We start from the raw sequence: 19,407 nt of genomic DNA on the forward strand, positions 1-19,407 counted from the left end.
CTAGGGTCCGCCGCCCGGGATTCGCGGATCCCCGCGAATCAGCTGCTGCTGCCGGTGTCCGCGCCTGCGCTGCCGCGCTTCACCATCGGCTCGTGCCGGTACTTCATCCACAGCTTGTTGACGATCCACAGCAGGATGCCGATACCGATCAGCACCCCGGCCCGGATGTAGACGTCGGAGGCCCGGTCCGAGAGCGGGCTGGCCAGGATCACCGAGGTGATCGCCCCGATCACCGGCAGGACTGTCGGCGTACGGAAGTGGTCGTGGTCCACCGGGTCTTTGCGCAGGACGAGGACCGCCACATTCACCACCGCGAACACGCACAGCAGCAGAAACGCCGTGGTGTCGCCCAGCCCCTCGATCTCGCCCGTCGACACCAGGCCGATCGCGATCGCCGTGACGAAGACGATGCCCGTGACCGGGGTGCGGCGCCTGGGCAGGACCTTGCCCATGGCGGGCGGCAGTACCTTCTCGTTCGCCAGGCCGTAGCAGAGCCGCGAGGCCATCATGATGTTGATCAGCGCGGAGTTGGTGACCGCGAACAGCGCGATCAGCGCGAAGAGCTTCGGGGGGAAGGCGACGCCCCCGGCCTTGACCACCTCCAGCAGCGGTCCGGACGAGGTCTCCAGCACCCGGTAGTCGACCAGCAGCGAGGACACAAGCGCGACCAGCACGTAGATCGTGCCTGTCACCGCGACACCGGTGAAGATCGCACGAGGGAAGGTGCGCACCGGGTCCTTGGTCTCCTCGGCCATGTTGACCGAGTCCTCGAAGCCGACGAAGGCGAAGAAGCCCAGGGCCGTGGCTCCGAGCACGCTCGTCATCAGGGCGAAGCCCGTGCCGTCCGACGACTCGAACTCACCCAGCCGCGACGGCTCCCCGACGCCGGTCAGCACCGCCCACACGCCGATCGCGAGGACCACCGCCAGGCCCGTCAGCTCCACGAGGGTCAGCACCACATTGGTCTTCACCGACTCCGACACGCCGCGCAGCGCCAGCGCCGCCAGGGCGAGGATGAACAGGATCGCGATGAGGGTGGGCGGGATGGCGGCGGTGAACTCCCGGAAGTAGTCCCCGCTGAAGGCGCGGGCCGCCGCGCTCGCCGACGACAGGCCCGAGCACATCACCATGAAGGCGATGATGAAGGTGAGGAAGGGGAGCCTGAACGCCCGCTGGGTGTAGAGGGCGGCACCGGCTGCCTTCGGGTACTTGCCGACGAGCTCGACGTACGAGGCCGCGGTCATGATGGCGACCGCGAAGCCGATCAGGAACGGCAGCCACAGCGCCCCGCCGACCTTGCCCGCGACCTTGCCTGTCGTGGCGTAGATACCGGTGCCCAGGATGTCGCCGATCACGAAGAGGATCAGCAGCTTGGGGCCGATGGCCCGCTTGAGTGAGGGCTGCTGCTCTTCCGATGCCTCCATGGAGGCGGATGCGGCCATCGGATCCCTTCCCGTGGTCCCGTCCCGGTGCGCGTACCGCGCTCGGTACGCGCCGCTCTCGGTGCGTACCGAGCTTTCCTGCCCGGCTTTCGCGCGGTGATTCCCGGCAGTGGGGCGGATGAGCCTTACGGGGGACACGGGGTGGAAGCGTCAGCCCGCGCCGCTGCCGCCTTCCCCTTCACCGCTCCGGCGACCCTCCACGGCCGCGGCGATATCGGCGAGGTCCCTGGCGATCGCCTTGCGCACAGCACGCGCGCCCAGACCGCCGAGCACCTTGGCGAGCAGACCCATGGCACCGCCCGGCGGCACCGCGCTGAACGTCATCCGCACCACGGTGGTCTCGGGCCCGAGCGGCTGGAGGGTGAACTCCGAGACGTAGTGCGCGCCCTGGGAGTCGGCCTCCACCACATAGCGCCCGGGCGGCTCGCTCGCCGTCACATACATCTCCTCGGTGGCTTCCTTGCCCAGCATCCGCCGGGTCTCCCGCCACCGTGTGCCCTCTCGGAAGGGCCCATCGGTGAGGACCTCGACCCTCTCCACGCCGCTGAGCACGCGGTCCATTCCCCGCAGGTCGGTCATGGCCTCCCAGACGTGAGCGGCGGGCGCGGCGATCCGCTGCTCCACGGAGACGCTTTTCGTGGTCATGGCTCTCATGGAAGCACCAGGGTCTGACAACCGCTCCCCGTCGGAGCCGGGGGGCGAAACCGGAGCCAACGGCAGTCGGCCCCGCCCTACAACAGCGCGTCAGGGTGCGCGCCGCCGGACTCCGCCACGATCTCCTCCATGGTCTGCGAATCGCGTACGAGGCTGAACTCGACGTCGCCGTCGCGCCCCCCCGCCGCCGCCCGGAAGCCGTACACCGCCGGGCGCACCAGGCTGTTGTACGCGTAGTGGCTGGTGAAGTAGTACGCGCCGGTGTCCAGCGCCGCCACCACGTCGCCCTGCTCCAGCAGCGGCAGTCCCCGTGCCTCGGCGAGCAGGTCGCCCGCGAAGCACGCCGGTCCCGCGATGTCCTGTACCACGTCGGGCCCCGTCCTCGGGCGCCCATCGGCGTCGTACGCGGCGATCCGCACCGGCCACGCACCCGGTGCGTACACGGTCCTGGTCGCCACCTGCACGCCCGCGTGGGTCAGTGCGATGGGCCGGTTCCCGGTCCGCTTCGCGTACTCGACCCGGGCGAGCACCAGCCCGTGTTTGGCGGTGAGTGCCCGGCCGAACTCGGTGACCAGCCCGTACCGCCCGTCGAACAACCCGGGGACCTCGCGCTCCAGCACCCGTGTGTAGTCGGCGAAGCCGGGTGTCTCCTCGTCGGACGTGAAGTCGACGGGGAGACCGCCGCCGATGTCCAGGGTGTCGACCTGCTGCCGTCCCGCGGCGGCGTTGATCTCCTCCGCGAGTTCGTAGACGGTCCGTACGCCCGCGGCCATCAGTTCGAGCGGCAGACCCTGTGAGCCGGAGTGGGTGTGCAGCCGGGTCAGCCACGGCCGGTCAAGGAACGCGCGGACGATCCATTCGCGTGCCCCTTCGTCGCGCAGTCCGACGCCGAACTTCGAGGTTGCCGTCGCGGTCGAGAGCGCTCCGATCGCGCCGGCCCCGATCTGCGCGTTCACCCGCAGGCCGAGCGTCGACGCCGGCGAAGGCGGGGCTGCGGCCCCGGCGGACCCGCCCGCCGCCCCGGCCGACCTGCCTGACCCGTCCGAGCCGCCGGGCGCCCTGGCCGCCCCGCCTTCCCCGGCGGCACCGATCATCGCGTCGATGCGGTCGAGCTCCTGGGCGTTGTCGGTGTTGACGGCGATACCGAGATCCAGGGCCGTGCGCAGCTCCCCGGGCGTCTTGGCGGGGGAGTCCAGCACGATCCTGCTCGCCGGGATCCCGGCGGCCCGGGCCAGGGCCAGCTCCCCTGGGCTCGCGACCTCGGCGCCGAGCCCTTCGCTTCCCAGCAGCCGCAGCACGCCCACCAGCGGCGCCGCCTTCACCGCGAAGGCATGCAACACCGGGGCGTCGGTGACCTGCTCGAACGCGGCGCGCAGCGATGCCGCCCCGGCCCGGATCCCGGCGATGTCCACCAGGGCGATGACCGGCTCGGCGTCGGGGCCGAGCAGTCCCTGCGCCATGGCTGCCCGTACGGCCTGATCGCGACGGTCTGGCGTCATGGAGTCCAGCCAAACACCGTCCGGCGTCCCGCGCAGCGGTGCGCAGTGGTTGACTGGAATTATTCAGCGCGCGACTATATGAATAGGCGCATAGAAGCGCAGTGAAGACAGAAGAGTGAAAGTCGCGAGGAGGCCTCGGCATGTCTGGACCCTGCCCCGTACGGGCGCCGCGTGGTACGGAACTGAACGCCCTCGGGTGGCAGCAGGAAGCCGCGCTGCGCATGCTCCAGAACAACCTCGACCCCGAGGTCGCCGAGCACCCCGACAAGCTCGTCGTCTACGGCGGCACCGGCAAGGCGGCCCGCGACTGGCGCTCCTTCGACGCCATGGTGCGCACGCTGAGGACTCTGAAACAGGACGAGACCATGCTGGTCCAGTCCGGTCGTCCGGTCGGTGTGATGCAGACACACGAGTGGGCGCCCCGTGTGCTCATCGCCAACTCCAACCTGGTCGGTGACTGGGCGAACTGGGAGGAGTTCCGCCGCCTCGAAGCCCTCGGTCTGACCATGTACGGCCAGATGACGGCCGGCTCCTGGATCTACATCGGCACCCAGGGCATCCTCCAGGGCACCTACGAGACCTTCTCCGCCGTCGCCGCGAAGCTGCATTCAACGGGCAAAGGGGTCGGCGGCACCCTCGCCGGGACCATCACCCTCACCGCGGGACTCGGCGGCATGGGCGGCGCCCAGCCGCTCGCCGTCACCATGAACGACGGCGTCGCCATCTGCATCGACTGCGACCCGCGCGCCATCGAGCGGCGTATCGAGCACCGCTACCTGGACGTGAAGGCCGACTCGCTCGACCACGCGCTCCGGCTTGCCACCGAGGCTCGCGACGCCCGCCGTCCGCTGTCCATCGGCGTGCTCGGCAACGCGGCCGAACTGGTGCCGCAGCTGCTCGCGATGAACGCCCCGATCGACATCGTCACCGACCAGACCTCCGCCCACGACCCGCTCGCCTACCTCCCCGTCGGGATCGACTTCGACGACATGGCGTCCAACGCGGCCAAGGACCCGGCGGGCTTCACCACCCGCGCCCGTGAGTCGATGGCCCGGCACGTCGAGGCCATGGTCGGCTTCATGGACGCGGGAGCCGAGGTCTTCGACTACGGCAACTCCATCCGCGGCGAGGCGCAACTGGCCGGATACGACCGCGCCTTCGCCTTCCCCGGCTTCGTGCCCGCCTACATCCGGCCGCTGTTCTGCGAGGGCAAGGGCCCGTTCCGCTGGGCCGCGCTCTCGGGCGAGGCGTCCGACATCGCCAAGACCGACAAGGCGATCCTCGACCTGTTCCCGGAAAACGAGTCCCTGGCCCGCTGGATCAAGATGGCCGGCGAGCGTGTCCACTTCCAGGGCTTGCCCGCCCGCATCTGCTGGCTCGGCTACGGCGAGCGGGACCGTGCGGGCGAGCGCTTCAACGACATGGTCGCCAGTGGCGAGCTGGCCGCCCCGCTCGCCATCGGCCGAGACCACCTGGACTGCGGCTCCGTGGCCTCCCCGTACCGCGAGACCGAGGCCATGCTCGACGGCTCCGACGCGATCGCCGACTGGCCGCTGCTGAACGCCATGGTGAACGTGGCGTCCGGTGCCTCCTGGGTGTCCATCCACCACGGCGGCGGGGTCGGTATGGGCCGCTCCATCCACGCCGGGCAGGTCACGGTCGCGGACGGCACCGAGCTGGGCGGCGAGAAGATCCGCAGGGTGCTCACCAACGACCCGGGCATGGGCGTCATCCGCCATGTCGACGCCGGCTACGACATCGCGGAGTCGGTCGCCGACGACAAGGGCGTGCGTGTCCCGATGCGCGAGGACTCGGCGCCCGAAGGTTCGGTGTGGGACGGCTCGACCCGGGCGGACGCGTGACCGAGTCCTTTCACGAGATGTGGACCCGGCTCGCACCGATCGGGCGCGAGCCGGAGACCCGCGGCTACCGCCGCTACGCCTGGACCGGCGCCGACGCCGAATGCCGGGTGTGGTTCCGGGAGCAGGCCGAGGCGCGCGGGCTGGTCCACGAGATCGACCGCAACGGCAACCAGTGGGCCTGGCACGGTGATCCCGCCGCCGGTGACGCCGTCGTGACCGGGTCCCATCTGGACTCGGTCCCCGACGGGGGCGCCTTCGACGGCCCGCTCGGGGTGGTCTCCGCCTTCGCCGCGTTCGACGAACTGCGCCGCAGGGGCGCCGAGTTCACCAAGCCGTTCGCCGTCAGCAACTTCGGCGACGAGGAAGGTGCCCGCTTCGGACTCGCCTGCGTCGGTTCGCGGCTCACCGCCGGGCAGCTCACCAAGGAGCGGGCGTACGAGCTGCGCGACGGCGACGGGGTGTCGCTGCCGCAGGCCATGGAAGCGGCCGGATACGACCCGGAGGCCATCGGGCCCGACCTCGAACGCCTCTCCAGGATCGGCGCGTTCGTCGAGCTCCATGTCGAACAGGGCCGTGCCCTGGACCTGTCGGGCGACCCGGTCGGTATCGCCAGCGCCATCTGGCCGCACGGCCGCTGGCGCTTCGACTTCAGGGGCGAGGCCAACCACGCGGGCACCACCCGGCTCGCGGACCGCCGCGACCCCATGCTCAGCTACGCCGAGACCGTGCTCGCCGCCCGCCGCGAAGCCGAACTCGCCGGCGCCGTCGCCACCTTCGGCAAGGTCGCCGTCGAGCCCAACGGCGTCAACGCCATCCCCTCCCTCGTCCGGGGCTGGCTCGACTCCCGCGCCCCCGACCAGGCCACCCTGGACACGGTCGTCGCCGCCGTCGAACAGGCCGCGAAGGACCGAGCCCAGCGCGACGGCGTGGACCTCGCCGTGGTGCGCGAGTCGTTCACACCGGTGGTCGAGTTCGGCCACGCCCTGCGCGACGAGATCGGCGCGCTGCTCGACGGCCGGGCCCCGCTGCTGGGTACCGGCGCGGGACACGACGCCGGAATCCTGTCCGGCGCCATTCCGACCGCCATGCTGTTCGTGCGGAACCCGACGGGCATCTCGCACTCCCCGGCCGAGCACGCGGCCGAGGACGACTGCGTCGCCGGGGTCCTCGCACTCGCCGACGTACTGGAGGGGCTCGCGTGCAGGTGACGGCTACGGCCGCGACAACGTCAGCGGCAACGTACTGGCTGGAGCACGCCTGGCTCGACGCCAACGTCGAACCGGGCGTGGCCCTTGAAGTGTCCGACGGCAGGATCAAGGCCGTCACGACCGGGATCACGACCCCGCCATCCGGGGCCGTGGTGCTGCGCGGTCTGACCCTTCCCGGCCTCGCCAACGCCCACTCCCACGCTTTCCACCGGGCTCTGCGCGGGCTTGTCCAGGTCGGCTCGGGCACCTTCTGGACCTGGCGCGAGTTCATGTACCAGGTCGCCTCGCGGCTGACCCCCGACTCGTACCACGCGCTGGCGCGCGCCGTGTACGCCGAGATGGCGCTCGCCGGGATCACCGCCGTCGGTGAGTTCCACTATGTGCACCACGCCCCCGGTGGGGCTCCCTACGCCGACCCGAACGCGATGGGGGAGGCGCTGGTCGCGGCGGCGGCCGACGCGGGTATCCGGATCACGCTGCTCGACACCGCGTATCTGTCCGCGGGTTTCGGCGCGGCCCCCGACCGGCACCAGCTGCGTTTCTCCGACGGCACGGCCGACGCCTGGGCAGCGCGGGTCTCGCAGCTCAAGGACGGCGAACTGGTGCGGATCGGTGCCGCGATCCACTCCGTACGGGCCGTCCCCGCCGCCCAGCTGTCGACGGTCGCCGACTGGGCCGCCGAAAGGGGCGCGCCGCTGCATGTCCATCTCTCCGAGCAGACGGCGGAGAACGACGCCTGTGCCGCCGCCCACGGCTGCACCCCGACCCGGCTGCTCGCCGACAACGGCGTGCTCGGTCCGCGCACGACCGGCGTCCACAACACGCATCTGACGGACGACGACATCAGTCTGCTCGGCTCCACCGGCACCGGTACCTGCATGTGCCCGACCACCGAGCGGGACCTGGCCGACGGTATCGGCCCCGCCGTCGACCTGGGCCGGGCGGGCAGCCCGCTGTCCCTGGGCAGTGACAGCCACGCCGTGATCGACCTGCTCGAAGAGGCACGGGCGATGGAGCTCAACGAACGCCTGCGCTCGCGCACCCGCGGCCACTGGACAGCGGCGGCCCTGCTGCGAGCCGCCACCGCCGACGGGCACGCGGCTCTCGGCTGGGACGGCGCGGGCTCCCTTGAGGCGGGCGCCCTCGCCGACTTCACCACCATCGCGCTGGACTCGGTACGCACCGCGGGCCCGCTGCCCAGGCTCGGCGCCGAGACCGCGGTCTTCGCGGCGACGGCGGCCGATGTCCGGCACACCGTGGTCGCCGGCCGACAAGTGGTGCGGGACGGGGTGCACACCCTGGTCCCGGATGTGGCCTCGGCACTGGCTGAGACGATCGGGGCGCTGCGGGGCTGAGACTTCAGGCCGGGGTTTGAGTGGGAGGACCGCGCGGACGGTGATCGCCGACCTGTTCCGCTCATACACGTGGACGAGGCCAGGTCGGGGCATCGGCGAGGCACAGCGACCGAATTCGGCTTGCGGAACCCCCGCGCTCCCGGTCAGCTTCGTGTCCTGCCCGCGGAGCCGGAGGAACGAACCACATGACCACGCAGCACCACGAAGCGACCGATCACGAGCTCATCCAAGCCGCGACCCGTATCGCCCGCACGCGCTGCCGGGGCGACAACCACACCATGGCCGCCGCTGCCCGTGCCCAGGACGGCCGGATCATCACTGCGGTCAATGCCTACCACTTCACCGGCGGGCCCTGTGCCGAGCTGGTCCTCATCGGTGCGGCAGCGGCACAGGGAGCCTACGAACTGGACGTGATCGTCGCCGTGGGCGACAGGAACCGCGGGATCGTCCCTCCGTGCGGCCGGTGCCGGCAAGTCCTTCTCGACTACTTCCCGGCCGTCAAGGTCATCGTCGGCAACGGTGAGCGCACCCGAACCGTCCGCATCACCGACTTGCTGCCGGAGAGCTATGTGTGGGCCGACCACCGACTCGAGGACGCGTAGGCCCTGTCCGGAGGGCAACTGCTACTGGCCTACGCGGCCGTCGATCCGCTCACGCAGGAGGTCGGCGTGGCCGCAGTGCCGCGCGTACTCCCCGATCTGCGCCACCAGAATGTCACGGAGTTGCACGTCACCGGCGGGTCGCGCGCCGAGGTCGGCGAAGCCGGCGATGAACCGGTCGGTGAGTTCCGCCTCGGCCCGCCACTGACGCCAGGCGTCCGCCACGACCTCGGGGTCGGCCACCGCGCCGGTCCAGTCGCCGTCGCGGTCCTCGGCGCTTCGGTAGATCCTGGGCAGGTCCTGCCCCGCCATCCGGCGGAAGTGCCGCTCGTCCTCGGCCATATGACGCACCAGTCCGAGCAGGGACATCGTCGACGGAGGTACGGAGCGCCGAGCCATCTGCTCGGCGTCCAACCCCGCGCACTTCATCTCCACGGTGAGGCGGAAGTGGCGCAGCCCGTCGAGCAGCGTGCTGCGTTCGTCGACCGTCTCGGTGCCGGACGCCCGCGGATCGTCGTCCGGGTCGACCCACATGTCGGTGTGCACGGTGGCGGGTGTCCAGCGGGTCAACGCCGCCGCCGCTTCGTCGGCGTGCTCGGCTGACGTCGAGTCTGAGTTCATGCGGGCAATTCTCGGGTGCGTTCAGCAGGGCCGACCAGCGAATATCGTCGCGCGTCACCTCGGTTGCCGGTGGCGACCGTCCGGACTCGGGGATATCCTCAGCGCTTGCCCCGGGCGACACGAAGGTCGCGGACCAGAAGCGCGACGCCAACTACGACTACGCCATCAGCTGGACGATGTGCTCACCAGAATCTGACGGCGCATGGAAGAGCCCGGATACCGACGGGGGATGCGGTATCCGGGCGTCTGATCATCATGGCACACACCTGGGCTGTCGTCGCGGTTTCGACGCTCTTTGCGTCAAACGGCGTGGCGGCTGATGGTGGTTCGGAGCCGATGAGACTCACTCGGCGGGTGCTGCCGACAGTCACGGCACTGGTCACCAGGAGCGGGAGACGCGGTGGCACGGCAGCGGTAGCCGTCACCTACACCGGCACTCTCACCCACTCCGTCGCCTGAACAGAAGCCGCGTACCCCCGCATGAACGACGACACCGGAGCCGACGAGTGTACGAGCAGCTCCGTGCCGCGCTCGCCGAGCGCGGGATCACTCTGCCGTCCCTCGGCGTGGATCTGCCGAGCTCCGCGGACACCTCCGGCCGCCTGCCGCTGATCGCGCTCGGCAACTGCAATCGGATGAGAGCCGGGACCGGGTCGGCCAGGCGGTCGGCCGCAGCGTTGTCCGCGCCTGGCGTTCAGCCTGGTCGGGGTCCCGGGGAAGGAGGGAGGACGACCGGGGCCGCCACCCCCCACAGGAGAGGCCCCGGTCGTCGTCCTGGAGGCCGCGTACGGCCCCGTACTCCGTTCAGCGCCAGGGGTGCGTTTTCTGTCACACACCTGACCAGCAGAATGTTGCAAGTTGTACAAGACGTGGACGTACGCAGCGGTAGCCGCGTAGCGTGCTTCAGCGCGAAGGCGTGTGCGATGGCGGTGACCAGCCGCGATGACGAACGGGTAGTGGGAGTGCTGGGGGACGACGCGGAGCTGACTGCCGCGGTGCTCGCGGCTCAGGACGGAAGTGAAGAGGCATTCCGGACTGTGTACCGCACGGTGCAACCGCGGCTGCTCGGTTACATACGCACACTGGTCGGCGAAGCGGACGCCGAGGACGTCGCGTCCGAGTCCTGGTTGCAGATAGCCCGGGACCTGGAGCGGTTCAGCGGGGACGCGGACCGCTTCCGCGGCTGGGCCGCGCGGATCGCGCGGAACCGGGCGCTGGACCACATACGTATGCGGGGGCGGCGGCCGGCCGTCGGGGGCGACGAGACCGAACTCACCGGGCGGCCCGCCGAGTCCGACACCGCCGACGAGGCCATGGAGGCGCTCGCCACCGGGCGCGCGATGGAGCTGATCTCCCAGTTGCCGCAGGACCAGGCCGAGGCCGTGGTGCTGCGGGTGGTCATGGGTCTTGACGCGAAGTCGGCCGCGGAGACGCTCGGGAAGCGTCCGGGGGCCGTCCGCACCGCTGCGCACCGGGGGCTGAAGCGTCTGGCCGAGCTGCTCCGCGATCCCGGTGACGCCGCCGACGAGGGCTCGGGTGACGGATCTCACGGCGGTCAGCCGAGCGGTGGAAGGCGCGGTTCCGTGAGTCTTGGAAAGAGCGCCGAACTCGGCGCCGTACCCCCGCAGCGACGCCCCCGGCGCGGAGTGGCGCGCTCCGCGGGTGTGACGCATTCGCGTCTGCGGACGCAGAAGGACATGTGATGGCCGACGAGCGCTACCCATGGCTCGACCTGGAGGCCGCGGAGCGACTGCTGCGCGGTGAGCCGGTCGAGCCGTTCGGCGTTGACGCGCGTAGCCAGGATGAGGCGCGGCGACTCGCTGCTGCTCTGGATGCTGCCCGTCTGCCGGAAGCGGCAAACGACCCCATGCCGCTGCGCGGTGAGGAAGAGGCGCTGGCCGCCTTCCGGAAGGTGCGCGACGGCGGCGCGGACGAACTGCTGCCGACGGCTGTGCGGCTCGGAGGCGTGGAGTCCGGCGCCTGTGTGACGTCGGTGGCGTCCGTCGGAGCCGTGTCCCGCCGTCGCCGGGGGCGCTGGGGGCGGCCGGTGCGCTGGGGGCTGGCCGCATCGCTGGCCGGCTTCGCCGTGGGCGGTGTCGCCGTGGCCGCCGGTGTGGGTGCGCTGCCCGGTCCCTTCGGTGACGAGCACACCCCTGTGCCTGAATCAACCGTTTCCGCACCGGTTTCACCTGAACCGGAGGAGTCCGGTTCGGTGACGGCCGGCGCCGACACCTCGCCGCCGGACGGTCCCACGCCCGGTGAGGGCGGCGCGGTCATACCGTCGGCCCCGGGTGGTGAAGAGCCCACGGGCGGCGCCGACGGCGGCGGCACGGCAAGCCCGGACGACCGCGGCCGCGGCGACAAGAAGGGCGGCGACCCTTCCTGGGGCTGGGGCAACGACGGGGGCAGCCGCAGCGAGTGGTATGCCGAGACGCTCGATGCCTGCCGTGACTACCGCAGCGGGCAGCTCGACGACGAGAGCAAGCGTCAGCTTGAGTCGCTGGCCAAGGGAGCGGACCGGGTCACGCACTTCTGCGACCGTGTGCTCGACGCCGGGACCGGCGACTCGGGCAACGGGAACTCCGGGAGCGACAGCTCCGGCAGCGGTTCCGCCGACGGCGACAGTGACGGCGACGGCCGCGGTGGGAACGACGACCGCGGCGGCGACTCCGGCAAGGGCTGGATCGACGGCGGCGTCACCCAGGGGGCGCACTCCCTGACCGCCGTCCCCGAGATCGCGCTCTCACTGTCAGCCGAGATCAGCGTCTTCTGAGGCTGCCGCATGCTTTCGCATGCCAGCTGACCTGCGCTTATCTGAATCCTGGAAAAAACTTTCGGCCAAGTGTGACGTTTTTCGGCAGTGCGGCGCAGTTGTAAGTGAGCCGACTGGTCATCGGCAGCGCACGAGCCGGGGTTCCCCCCGTACCTACGGCTCAGCGCACATGGCGCGGGCGGGACACGTTCCCCCGGTCCCGCCCGCGCCCTCTCTCATCGACCTTCGACACTCCGGCCTCGGCGAAGCACCGGCACACGGTCACCAGTGGACGACGACCTTGTCGCCCTTCTGGACCTGGTCGAATACCTGAGCGAGCTTCTTCTTGTCCCGGACGTTGACGCAGCCGTGCGACGCGCCGTTGTAGCCGCGGGCCGCGAAGTCCGCCGAGTAGTGCACCGCCTGGCCGCCGCTGAAGAACATCGCGTACGGCATCGACGTGTGGTAGATCGTGGACGTCCACTCCTTGGCCTTCCAGCCCACGTTGAACGTGCCCTCACGGGTCGGGGTGTTCTCCGAGCCGAAGCGCACGTCCATCGCCGCGACCACTTTGCCGTCGATCATCCAGGCGAGCGTCCGGCTCTCCTTGCTGATGCACAGCACGCGGCCCTTCAGGCAGCGTGAGTCGGGCTTGTCCAGTTCGTTGGTGGTGGACGGGCGCAGTTCGTCCGCGGTCGGCTTCCGGCTGGCGCCGGTGAGCGTCCTCCAGGTGGCACCGTCGACCGTGCCGGTCTCGGGCAGGCCGTTCTTCTTCTGGAAGGTGCCGACGGCCTTCGAGGTCATCGAACCGTAGAAGGCGGTCGGGGAGCGGTGGAAGTGACCGATCTGGCGCAGCCGCGCCTGGAGCTCCCGTACCTGCTCGTTCTCCGTGCCCTCACGCATCAGCACCCCGCCCGGCTTGTCCGATGTGCCGGACGGTGTGCCGGACGGTGAGCCGGAAGCCGAGCCTGACGGCGGGAGCGTGCTCGGCGTGCCGTCCGTGACCGTATCGGCCGAAGCGCCCGGGGCTTTCGACGGCGTAGCGGCTGAGGAGGGTCGGGCCGGTGACTTGGCGTCGCCCGGTGACGGGGCGGTGCAGCCCGCGGCGAGGGCGATGGCGACCGCTGCCAGCGCGGTACGGCCGATCGCGGCGCGAGCGGGCGCGCTTCTCGTGAGAACGGTTCTCTTCAGGACAGGCGTGTGACGACGCATAGGAGCCCCCCGGGACGGACGTGTGTGCCAATAGGGATGCTTTCCTGCCGTGCTTGGTTGCTGCCGGGGGAGCATCCTGTGAGGAAGCTGACCGAGCAGGCACAGCAGCAGCGCGGAACGACGCGTTCAGTACCTTTAGCACCTTTGGCACCAGTTCCAGCGGGAGGCACGGCACATGGCGCGCGAGTCGGAGTCGGGTCTGCCCATCCAGCCGGTGTACGGACCCGAGGCGCTGTACGGCGCGGCCGGCGGATCCGGCACGGAAGGCACGGGCGGCGCGGGCGACTCGGTCGGCTGGGACGCCGCCGAGCGGCTGGGGGAGCCGGGCGCGTACCCGTTCACGCGCGGGGTCTACCCGTCGATGTACACCGGTCGGCCCTGGACGATGCGGCAGTACGCGGGCTTCGGCACCGCCGTCGAGTCCAACGCCCGCTACCGCGAGCTCATCGCCCACGGGACGACGGGCCTGTCCGTGGCCTTCGACCTGCCGACCCAGATGGGCTACGACAGCGACGCGCCGCTCGCCCACGGAGAGGTCGGCAAGGTCGGAGTGGCCATCGACTCGATCGATGACATGCGGGTGCTGTTCGACGGGATTCCGCTCGACCAGGTGTCCACATCGATGACGATCAACGCCCCGGCAGCCGTGCTGCTGCTGCTCTACCAACTCGTCGCCGAGGAGCAGGGCGCGGCGGCCGACCGGCTCACCGGCACCATCCAGAACGACGTGCTCAAGGAGTACATCGCCCGCGGTACGTACATCTTCCCGCCCAAGCCCTCGCTGCGTCTGATCGCCGACATCTTCCGGTACTGCAAGGCCGAGATCCCCAGGTGGAACACGATCTCGATCTCCGGCTACCACATGGCGGAGGCCGGGGCCTCGCCCGTGCAGGAGATCGCCTTCACCCTCGCGGACGGCATCGAGTACGTCCGAACGGCGGTGGCGGCGGGGATGGCCGTCGACGACTTCGCCCCCAGGCTCTCCTTCTTCTTCGTGGCGCGTACGACCCTGCTGGAGGAGGTCGCGAAATTCCGTGCGGCGCGGCGCATCTGGGCACGGGTGATGCGGGACGAGTTCGGAGCGCGCGATCCGAAGTCGATGATGCTGCGCTTCCACACCCAGACGGCGGGCGTCCAGCTCACCGCCCAGCAGCCCGAGGTCAACCTGGTGCGGGTCGCCGTCCAGGGGCTCGCGGCCGTGCTGGGCGGGACGCAGTCACTGCACACCAACTCCTTCGACGAGGCCATCGCCCTCCCCACGGCCACTTCCGCGCGGCTGGCGCTGCGCACCCAGCAGGTGCTCGCGTACGAGACGGACGTGACGGCGACGGTGGACCCGTTCGCCGGCTCCTACGCCGTGGAGAAGATGACCGACGACGTCGAGGCGGCGGTGTTGGAGCTGATGGAGAGGGTCGAGGATCTCGGCGGTGCGCAAGCCGCGATCGAGCACGGCTTCCAGAAGAGCGAGATCGAACGCAACGCCTACCGCATCGCCCAGGAGACCGACAGCGGCGAGCGGGTGGTGGTCGGGGTCAACCGCTTCACCCTGGACCAGGAGGAGCCCTACGAGCCGTTGCGTGTCGACCCCGCGATCGAGGCGCAGCAGGTGGAGCGGCTGGCGCGGCTGCGCGCCGAGCGGGACGGGGCCGAGGTCGAGTCGGCGCTCGCCGGGCTGAGGAAGGCGGCGGCGGGCGGCGCGAATGTGCTCTACCCGATGAAGGAGGCTCTACGGGCGCGGGCGACGGTGGGGGAGGTGTGCGACGGGCTGCGAGGGGTGTGGGGGACATATGTGCCGAGCGACACGTTCTGAGGTGATTCAGCGGCACGCACCTGGCGTCCGCGTTCCGGCGACGCAGGCGACTCTCGGCGGGAGCCACGTCGGCGGCCGGGGTGCTGTTCCTCGGGTTCGCGGCGAAGCTGACGCTCAGCAGCGCCTGACGGTCGTCCGTCGTCCCCGCGTGACACCCGGACGGACCTGGTTTCCGCGGCTTTCACTCGGCTTCGTACAGCGCCCCGCCAGGGCACTGGTCATCGCCTGTCGGCGCCGACGCCAGGGATCCTCGCCAGGTAGCCCCGGAGTCCCTGTCATGTCCTTGCCCGCGCAACCGATGCGGCCGTCCGGGCGGACCCAGGAAGAGGCCATGGCCGTACGCCTCGTACACCTCGTGCGGTTCATCCGGCGCGCTCCGCAGGGTGCGGACGGTGCCGGGCGACTCCTGGGTGTCGGACAGCAGTGCGTCCGTACCCGCCGCGACCACGGTGAAGCGCGGTCCGCGGAAGCGTCGAACAGCCGGGTGCCGTCCGGGCGGCGGCGGACGGGGAGGGGAAGCGCGCTCAGGACAGAGCGCGTCTCACCGAGCGCGCCTTGCGCACCGCCATGCGCAGAATCCCGTTCGCCCGCACCCTGCGCGCCATCCGGCGCACCACCGCATGGCGTGGTACCGGGATGCCGCCCGGCAGGCCCAGCGCCGTGAGGCGGCGGCGGGTGAAGTAGCGCAGGGTGTCCGGGTACGGATGATCCGACAGATAGCGTTCGGCGGCCGCCCGGAGATCGGGCCTGATCTGCGGCTGCATGGCGAAGCCGACCGCCTGGACCAGCCCGGCCAGCTCCTCGTCCGCCGGCGCCGGACTGCCTGCCGCGCCCTGCTCCAGATCGGGTACCAGTGCGTCGACGAGCGTGACGGGCACCCGGTTGCTGTTCTGGTAGGGGGACAGCCGGGTGAGCAGCAGCTCGGTGCCGACGCGCGCGACCGGGATGCCGTGGAACGTGCTCGCCGTGAGCAGCCCGGTGGAGAAGCAGCCCACCACCAGCGCGGGCTTCAGCCGCTGGTAGAGCGCCTCGGCCAGGCACGGCTCCGCCAGCACGGTCAGTTCCGCACCGAGCAGTTCCGCTTCCCGTACCAGTGCGCGGGACCATGTCGAGGGCGCCACGGGGTGCGGCTTGAAGACGAGGCGGCGGTGGCCGATGGCGACCGCGCCCCGGACCATGCGCAGGTGCAGCTCCTCCTCTTCGGCGGGGGTGAGGATCCCCAGCGCCGCCAGATACTGGCCGAGCAGCAGCGCCGGGGCCTCGGACCCGTGCGTGCCGTCCGTACCCGCGAGCCCCTGTGTCCCCGTGGCCCCGTCCGCATCCGCGGCGAGTTCGCCGACCACCTTGGTGAACGCCTCCACCGGTACCAGCTCGGGCCGCGCGCCGAACTCCGCCAGCAGCAGCGGTGCGAGGCCCGGAACCAGATCCAGGTGCAGCAGCCGCCGCACCCGCCCGCCGACCAGCGGGTCGATCTTGTTGCGGGTCGGGCCGTAGCTCATCAGCCCGTCCGCGTACACATCGAGCCGCGCGTCGGGGAAGAGCTGAGCCAGCGCCAGCGCCGGGTTGACCTGGATCGATTCCACGGCGAGCTCGACACGGTCATCGCCGAGCCCCCACAGCAGCCTCAGCTGCCGCTCCCATATCGGGATGTCCTCCGGGCGGGGCGCCCAGCCGCCGGGGTGGAGCGGGGCGATGGCCTCGTTCCAGGACAGCACCCCGTCGAAGCGGCTCCGGATCCGCTCGAAGCCCGGCGCCTCGTTCAGGGCAGGAGTGGTCTCCGGAACGTCGGCGTTGTTGCTGACCAGCAGCAGACGGCGGTCGGCGGGCGGGAAGCAGCCGCTGTCGAGCGCCGCCGCGAGGGTCGCGACTCCGTAGAGCGTGGAGGCGTAGAAGAGCTGTGTGGTCGGCATCAGGCCACCGCCCCGGCGAACAGCCCCCGGCGCACACGGCGGATCCGTGCCGCCCGTTCCGCGTCCATCGAGCCCAGGGCCTCCCGCAGAATGTCCTGGGGCATCCTGCCCAGCGCCGCCGCGCTCATAGCCCGCAATTTCCTGGCCACGGCAGGCTCGTACCTCTCGGTCGACCCCAGATGGTGGGAAATGATCGCACAGTAGGTGCGCACGGCTTTCGGCAACAACAGTTCGGCATCCGGATCTTTTGCTGTTTCGTCGATCACCTGGTCGAATGCCTTGATGAAATCGAGCTGCCGCATATCGCCGATCTGCGTGAGTGACGAGGCGATCCCGCGCCGGTAGAAGATCCCCAGCAGACTCACCGCCGCGAAGGATTCCGCCTCCCGGTGCAGGCGCCAGATCCACGGCCGGTCCTCGGCCGTCCGGAGGCCGTCCGTGAAATGCAGCAACCCCCGGTCCAGCAGCGTGCGCCGGTACACCCCGGCCCAGGCCACCGGATAGTCGACGGACGTGGTGCGGTCGGCCGGCAGGATGGCCTCGCGTGGCCGCAGCACCTCGTTCCTGTGGGCGATCGGCGCCCGGGCCACCTTGCGGTCCCGGCCGGTGCAGAGCACATGGTCGGTGCGGACGAATTCGGTACCGAGCTCCTCGATCGCGGCGACCAGGTCCGCGAGATGGCCGGGTGCCAGCCAATCGTCCCCGTCGAGGAAGGTGAGGAACTCGCCGCGCGCCGCGTCGAGCCCGCTGTTGCGGGCCGTGGCGAGACCGGCGTTGCTCGTGTGCCCGATCACCACAGCCCCGGGCAGCTCGCGCTCCGCGCGTTCCAGAAGGTCCCGGGTGCCGTCCGTGGAGCAGTCGTCCACGAGAAGGAATTCGAAGTCCTCGCGCGTGTTCGCGAGCAGGCTTCTGAGGGTGTCGGGCGCATACGGCAGCACGTTGTAGAACGGCACGATGACGGAGAGCTTGACCACTCGCCCGACCCTAGAGGCCGGTCCGCCGTTCACCCTGACCCGGGGGCGGACATCGAGTGAACGAAGCACGGCGGAATTGTTAACCGGCGAGAGTCCCGGGCCTCTTCCCGATCAGTCGACCCGCTGTTAACCATTTGTTGCTGCCCAGTTGGGCCGCCGAGCGAAATGCCTTTCTAACGTCCTCGGCGTGCCATCACGTACCAGCAGCGAAGCGCTGCGCGTCGTTGTGCTCGCCGACTCCGACACCCGGTGGAAGTGGGGAGCGCTCACCGCGCGCCGTCTCACCGGGAACGACGTCGCGCTCACCGGACTCCTGCTGCGCGGCCGGGCCACGCCCACCGCCCGCCAGCTCGCCGAGGTCGGTGTCGACGCGGACGCCCTGCGCGAGGTCACCGGTGCCGAGTTCCTGCGCGCCGTACGCGACGAGGGATACGACCTGGTCGTCCTCGCCCTCGTCGGGGGCGGCGTGCAGGCGATGCTGCACGGGCTGGGCGCACTGCGGCTGACCCGCAGGCCCGTACTGGTCACCGGCTATGTGGGGGTGGTCTACGAGAAGCTCGCAGACGGACTGCTGCTGCGGCACGGGGCGGATGTCGTCCTCGCCAACTCCCGGTATGACGCGGAGCGCTTCCGCGGGGTATACGAGGGTGCCGGCGCCGACGTGTCCGCCGTGACCGAGGCTGCGCTGCCGTTCCTCGGCGGAGCCCCGTACGCGGCCGAAGAAGGCCGCGACACCGTGGTCTTCGCGGCCCAGCCGTCCGTGCCCGAGACCCGCGCGGAACGCATGTACCTGTTGCGCAGGCTCACCGAGCACGCTCGCCGCCACCCGCACCGCGAGGTGCTGCTGAAGCTGCGCTCCCGGCCCGGCGAGCACACCACGCACCTGGAGGAACTCCCCTACCAGAAGCTGGTGGACAAGCTTCCCGGCGGCGGGCTGCCGCCCAACGTCCGCCTGGTGTACGGGAACATGGGCGAAGTCCTCGACCGGACCGACCTGCTCGTCACCGTGTCGTCCACGGCCGCTCTCGAAGCCCTGCACCGCCGTATCCCGACGGCGATCCTCAGCGACTTCGGAGTCCGCGAGGCGCACGGCAACCACCACTTCCTCGGCTCCGGGCTCCTCACCTCCTGGGACGCGCTCGACGCCGGACACCGGCCGGAACCCGACGAGCGGTGGCTGGCTCGGCAGGGGGTCGCGGCCGACGGCACCTATGGGACCGCCTTCGACGCGGCACGGGCACGGGTGGCCGAACTGCTCGCCCGCCCCGAACTCCCCCCGACAGCCCCCTACTACACGACGGCCACCGCCCCCGGCTATCTGCCCGGCATCCTCGCCCGGCACCGTCTCGCCCCCGACGGCACCCCGCTGTCCGGCGCGGCGCAGGCGACCGAACCCACCGGGTTCCGCCGCCTGGTGCGTGACGCGGTACGGGGGGTGGCCCGCGGCGCGTACCGCCACGGCGTGCAGCGCGTCGCCCCCGTCATCCGCCGAATGGGCGCGCTGTGAAC

At 70.8% G+C, this 19,407-nt stretch carries 17 protein-coding genes; 9 read left to right on the top strand and 8 right to left on the bottom strand.

Annotated features, from left to right (window positions below):
• Positions 1-38: 38 nt before the first annotated feature.
• The 3 genes from V1460_RS04970 to V1460_RS04980 all read right to left on the bottom strand — a co-directional run bounded on the left by V1460_RS04970 (position 39) and on the right by V1460_RS04980 (position 3,595).
• Positions 39-1,442: an APC family permease gene (locus tag V1460_RS04970; protein WP_338672370.1), complete on the bottom strand. Its 1,404-nt coding sequence runs from the start codon at positions 1,440-1,442 to the stop codon at positions 39-41.
• Between the two features lie 150 nt (positions 1,443-1,592).
• Positions 1,593-2,087: an SRPBCC family protein gene (locus tag V1460_RS04975; RefSeq protein WP_338672372.1), complete on the bottom strand. Its 495-nt coding sequence runs from the start codon at positions 2,085-2,087 to the stop codon at positions 1,593-1,595.
• An 86-nt stretch (positions 2,088-2,173) separates the two neighbouring features.
• On the bottom strand, positions 2,174-3,595 hold the full coding sequence (locus V1460_RS04980; protein ID WP_338672373.1) for a diaminopimelate decarboxylase: 1,422 nt from the start codon (positions 3,593-3,595) through the stop codon (positions 2,174-2,176).
• Positions 3,596-3,735: 140 nt separating this feature from the next.
• Here V1460_RS04980 and hutU point away from each other — a divergent pair, with 140 nt between their 5' ends.
• The 4 genes from hutU (at position 3,736) to V1460_RS05000 (ending at position 8,622) form a co-directional block, all read left to right on the top strand.
• The gene (hutU, locus tag V1460_RS04985) at positions 3,736-5,457 is read left to right on the top strand and encodes a urocanate hydratase (RefSeq protein WP_338672374.1); all 1,722 of its coding nucleotides are present in this window, start codon (positions 3,736-3,738) and stop codon (positions 5,455-5,457) included.
• Between the two features lie 17 nt (positions 5,458-5,474).
• Positions 5,475-6,665, top strand: a complete 1,191-nt coding sequence (locus V1460_RS04990; RefSeq protein ID WP_338677900.1) for an allantoate amidohydrolase — start codon at positions 5,475-5,477, stop codon at positions 6,663-6,665.
• A complete protein-coding gene (locus tag V1460_RS04995) occupies positions 6,656-8,020 on the top strand; it encodes a formimidoylglutamate deiminase (RefSeq protein WP_338672375.1) in 1,365 nt (454 codons plus the stop codon). Before V1460_RS04990 ends, V1460_RS04995 begins: the two co-directional genes overlap by 10 nt.
• Positions 8,021-8,205: 185 nt before the next feature.
• On the top strand, positions 8,206-8,622 hold the full coding sequence (locus V1460_RS05000) for a cytidine deaminase (protein WP_338672376.1): 417 nt from the start codon (positions 8,206-8,208) through the stop codon (positions 8,620-8,622).
• A 21-nt stretch (positions 8,623-8,643) separates the two neighbouring features.
• Here the strand turns inward: V1460_RS05000 and V1460_RS05005 are convergent, their stop codons facing one another.
• Positions 8,644-9,240 (bottom strand): DinB family protein, encoded by a 597-nt coding sequence (locus V1460_RS05005; protein WP_338672377.1) that lies wholly within the window; start codon positions 9,238-9,240, stop codon positions 8,644-8,646.
• Positions 9,241-9,576: 336 nt separating this feature from the next.
• Here V1460_RS05005 and V1460_RS05010 point away from each other — a divergent pair, with 336 nt between their 5' ends.
• The 3 genes from V1460_RS05010 to V1460_RS05020 all read left to right on the top strand — a co-directional run bounded on the left by V1460_RS05010 (position 9,577) and on the right by V1460_RS05020 (position 12,013).
• On the top strand, positions 9,577-9,699 hold the full coding sequence (locus tag V1460_RS05010) for a hypothetical protein (RefSeq protein WP_338672379.1): 123 nt from the start codon (positions 9,577-9,579) through the stop codon (positions 9,697-9,699).
• Between the two features lie 503 nt (positions 9,700-10,202).
• Complete coding sequence (locus tag V1460_RS05015; RefSeq protein ID WP_338677901.1) at positions 10,203-10,943, top strand: RNA polymerase sigma factor; 741 nt, start codon at positions 10,203-10,205, stop codon at positions 10,941-10,943.
• Positions 10,943-12,013: a hypothetical protein gene (locus V1460_RS05020; protein WP_338672381.1), complete on the top strand. Its 1,071-nt coding sequence runs from the start codon at positions 10,943-10,945 to the stop codon at positions 12,011-12,013. Before V1460_RS05015 ends, V1460_RS05020 begins: the two co-directional genes overlap by 1 nt.
• A gap of 261 nt (positions 12,014-12,274) precedes the next feature.
• On the opposite strand, the gene V1460_RS05025 is transcribed toward V1460_RS05020, so the two are convergent.
• Positions 12,275-13,204 (bottom strand): L,D-transpeptidase family protein, encoded by a 930-nt coding sequence (locus V1460_RS05025; protein ID WP_338672382.1) that lies wholly within the window; start codon positions 13,202-13,204, stop codon positions 12,275-12,277.
• A gap of 175 nt (positions 13,205-13,379) precedes the next feature.
• Between V1460_RS05025 and V1460_RS05030 the strand changes: the two genes are divergently transcribed.
• Positions 13,380-15,014 (top strand): methylmalonyl-CoA mutase family protein, encoded by a 1,635-nt coding sequence (locus tag V1460_RS05030; protein ID WP_338672383.1) that lies wholly within the window; start codon positions 13,380-13,382, stop codon positions 15,012-15,014.
• Positions 15,015-15,195: 181 nt separating this feature from the next.
• Here V1460_RS05030 and V1460_RS05035 read toward each other — a convergent pair whose 3' ends face one another.
• From V1460_RS05035 to V1460_RS05045, 3 genes are all read right to left on the bottom strand, one after another.
• A complete protein-coding gene (locus tag V1460_RS05035) occupies positions 15,196-15,462 on the bottom strand; it encodes a hypothetical protein (RefSeq protein ID WP_338672384.1) in 267 nt (88 codons plus the stop codon).
• Between the two features lie 76 nt (positions 15,463-15,538).
• Complete coding sequence (locus V1460_RS05040; RefSeq protein ID WP_338672385.1) at positions 15,539-16,924, bottom strand: polysialyltransferase family glycosyltransferase; 1,386 nt, start codon at positions 16,922-16,924, stop codon at positions 15,539-15,541.
• Positions 16,924-17,898, bottom strand: coding sequence for a glycosyltransferase family 2 protein (locus V1460_RS05045; protein WP_338677902.1), 975 nt, complete (start codon positions 17,896-17,898; stop codon positions 16,924-16,926). The genes V1460_RS05040 and V1460_RS05045 overlap by 1 nt, the downstream gene beginning before the upstream one ends.
• A 187-nt stretch (positions 17,899-18,085) precedes the next feature.
• On the opposite strand from V1460_RS05045, the gene V1460_RS05050 reads away from it, so the two are divergent.
• Positions 18,086-19,405: a DUF6716 putative glycosyltransferase gene (locus V1460_RS05050; protein WP_338672386.1), complete on the top strand. Its 1,320-nt coding sequence runs from the start codon at positions 18,086-18,088 to the stop codon at positions 19,403-19,405.
• Positions 19,406-19,407 lie beyond the last annotated feature (2 nt).

The sequence above is a fragment of the Streptomyces sp. SCSIO 30461 genome, from assembly GCF_037023745.1.
Lineage (GTDB): Bacteria > Actinomycetota > Actinomycetes > Streptomycetales > Streptomycetaceae > Streptomyces.

Excerpts from the sequence above, each read along its gene's own strand:
- V1460_RS05030 (WP_338672383.1), top strand. The coding sequence starts at position 13,380 with ATGGCGCGCGAGTCGGAGTCGGGTCTGCCCATCCAGCCGGTGTACGGA.
- V1460_RS05010 (WP_338672379.1), top strand. The coding sequence starts at position 9,577 with ATGAGACTCACTCGGCGGGTGCTGCCGACAGTCACGGCACTGGTCACC.
- V1460_RS05000 (WP_338672376.1), top strand. The coding sequence starts at position 8,206 with ATGACCACGCAGCACCACGAAGCGACCGATCACGAGCTCATCCAAGCC.
- V1460_RS05040 (WP_338672385.1), bottom strand. The coding sequence starts at position 16,924 with ATGCCGACCACACAGCTCTTCTACGCCTCCACGCTCTACGGAGTCGCG.
- V1460_RS04970 (WP_338672370.1), bottom strand. The coding sequence starts at position 1,442 with ATGGCCGCATCCGCCTCCATGGAGGCATCGGAAGAGCAGCAGCCCTCA.
- V1460_RS04990 (WP_338677900.1), top strand. The coding sequence starts at position 5,475 with ATGTGGACCCGGCTCGCACCGATCGGGCGCGAGCCGGAGACCCGCGGC.
- V1460_RS05020 (WP_338672381.1), top strand. The coding sequence starts at position 10,943 with ATGGCCGACGAGCGCTACCCATGGCTCGACCTGGAGGCCGCGGAGCGA.
- V1460_RS05025 (WP_338672382.1), bottom strand. The coding sequence starts at position 13,204 with ATGCGTCGTCACACGCCTGTCCTGAAGAGAACCGTTCTCACGAGAAGC.
- V1460_RS04980 (WP_338672373.1), bottom strand. The coding sequence starts at position 3,595 with ATGACGCCAGACCGTCGCGATCAGGCCGTACGGGCAGCCATGGCGCAG.
- hutU (WP_338672374.1), top strand. The coding sequence starts at position 3,736 with ATGTCTGGACCCTGCCCCGTACGGGCGCCGCGTGGTACGGAACTGAAC.
- V1460_RS05005 (WP_338672377.1), bottom strand. The coding sequence starts at position 9,240 with ATGAACTCAGACTCGACGTCAGCCGAGCACGCCGACGAAGCGGCGGCG.
- V1460_RS04975 (WP_338672372.1), bottom strand. The coding sequence starts at position 2,087 with ATGACCACGAAAAGCGTCTCCGTGGAGCAGCGGATCGCCGCGCCCGCC.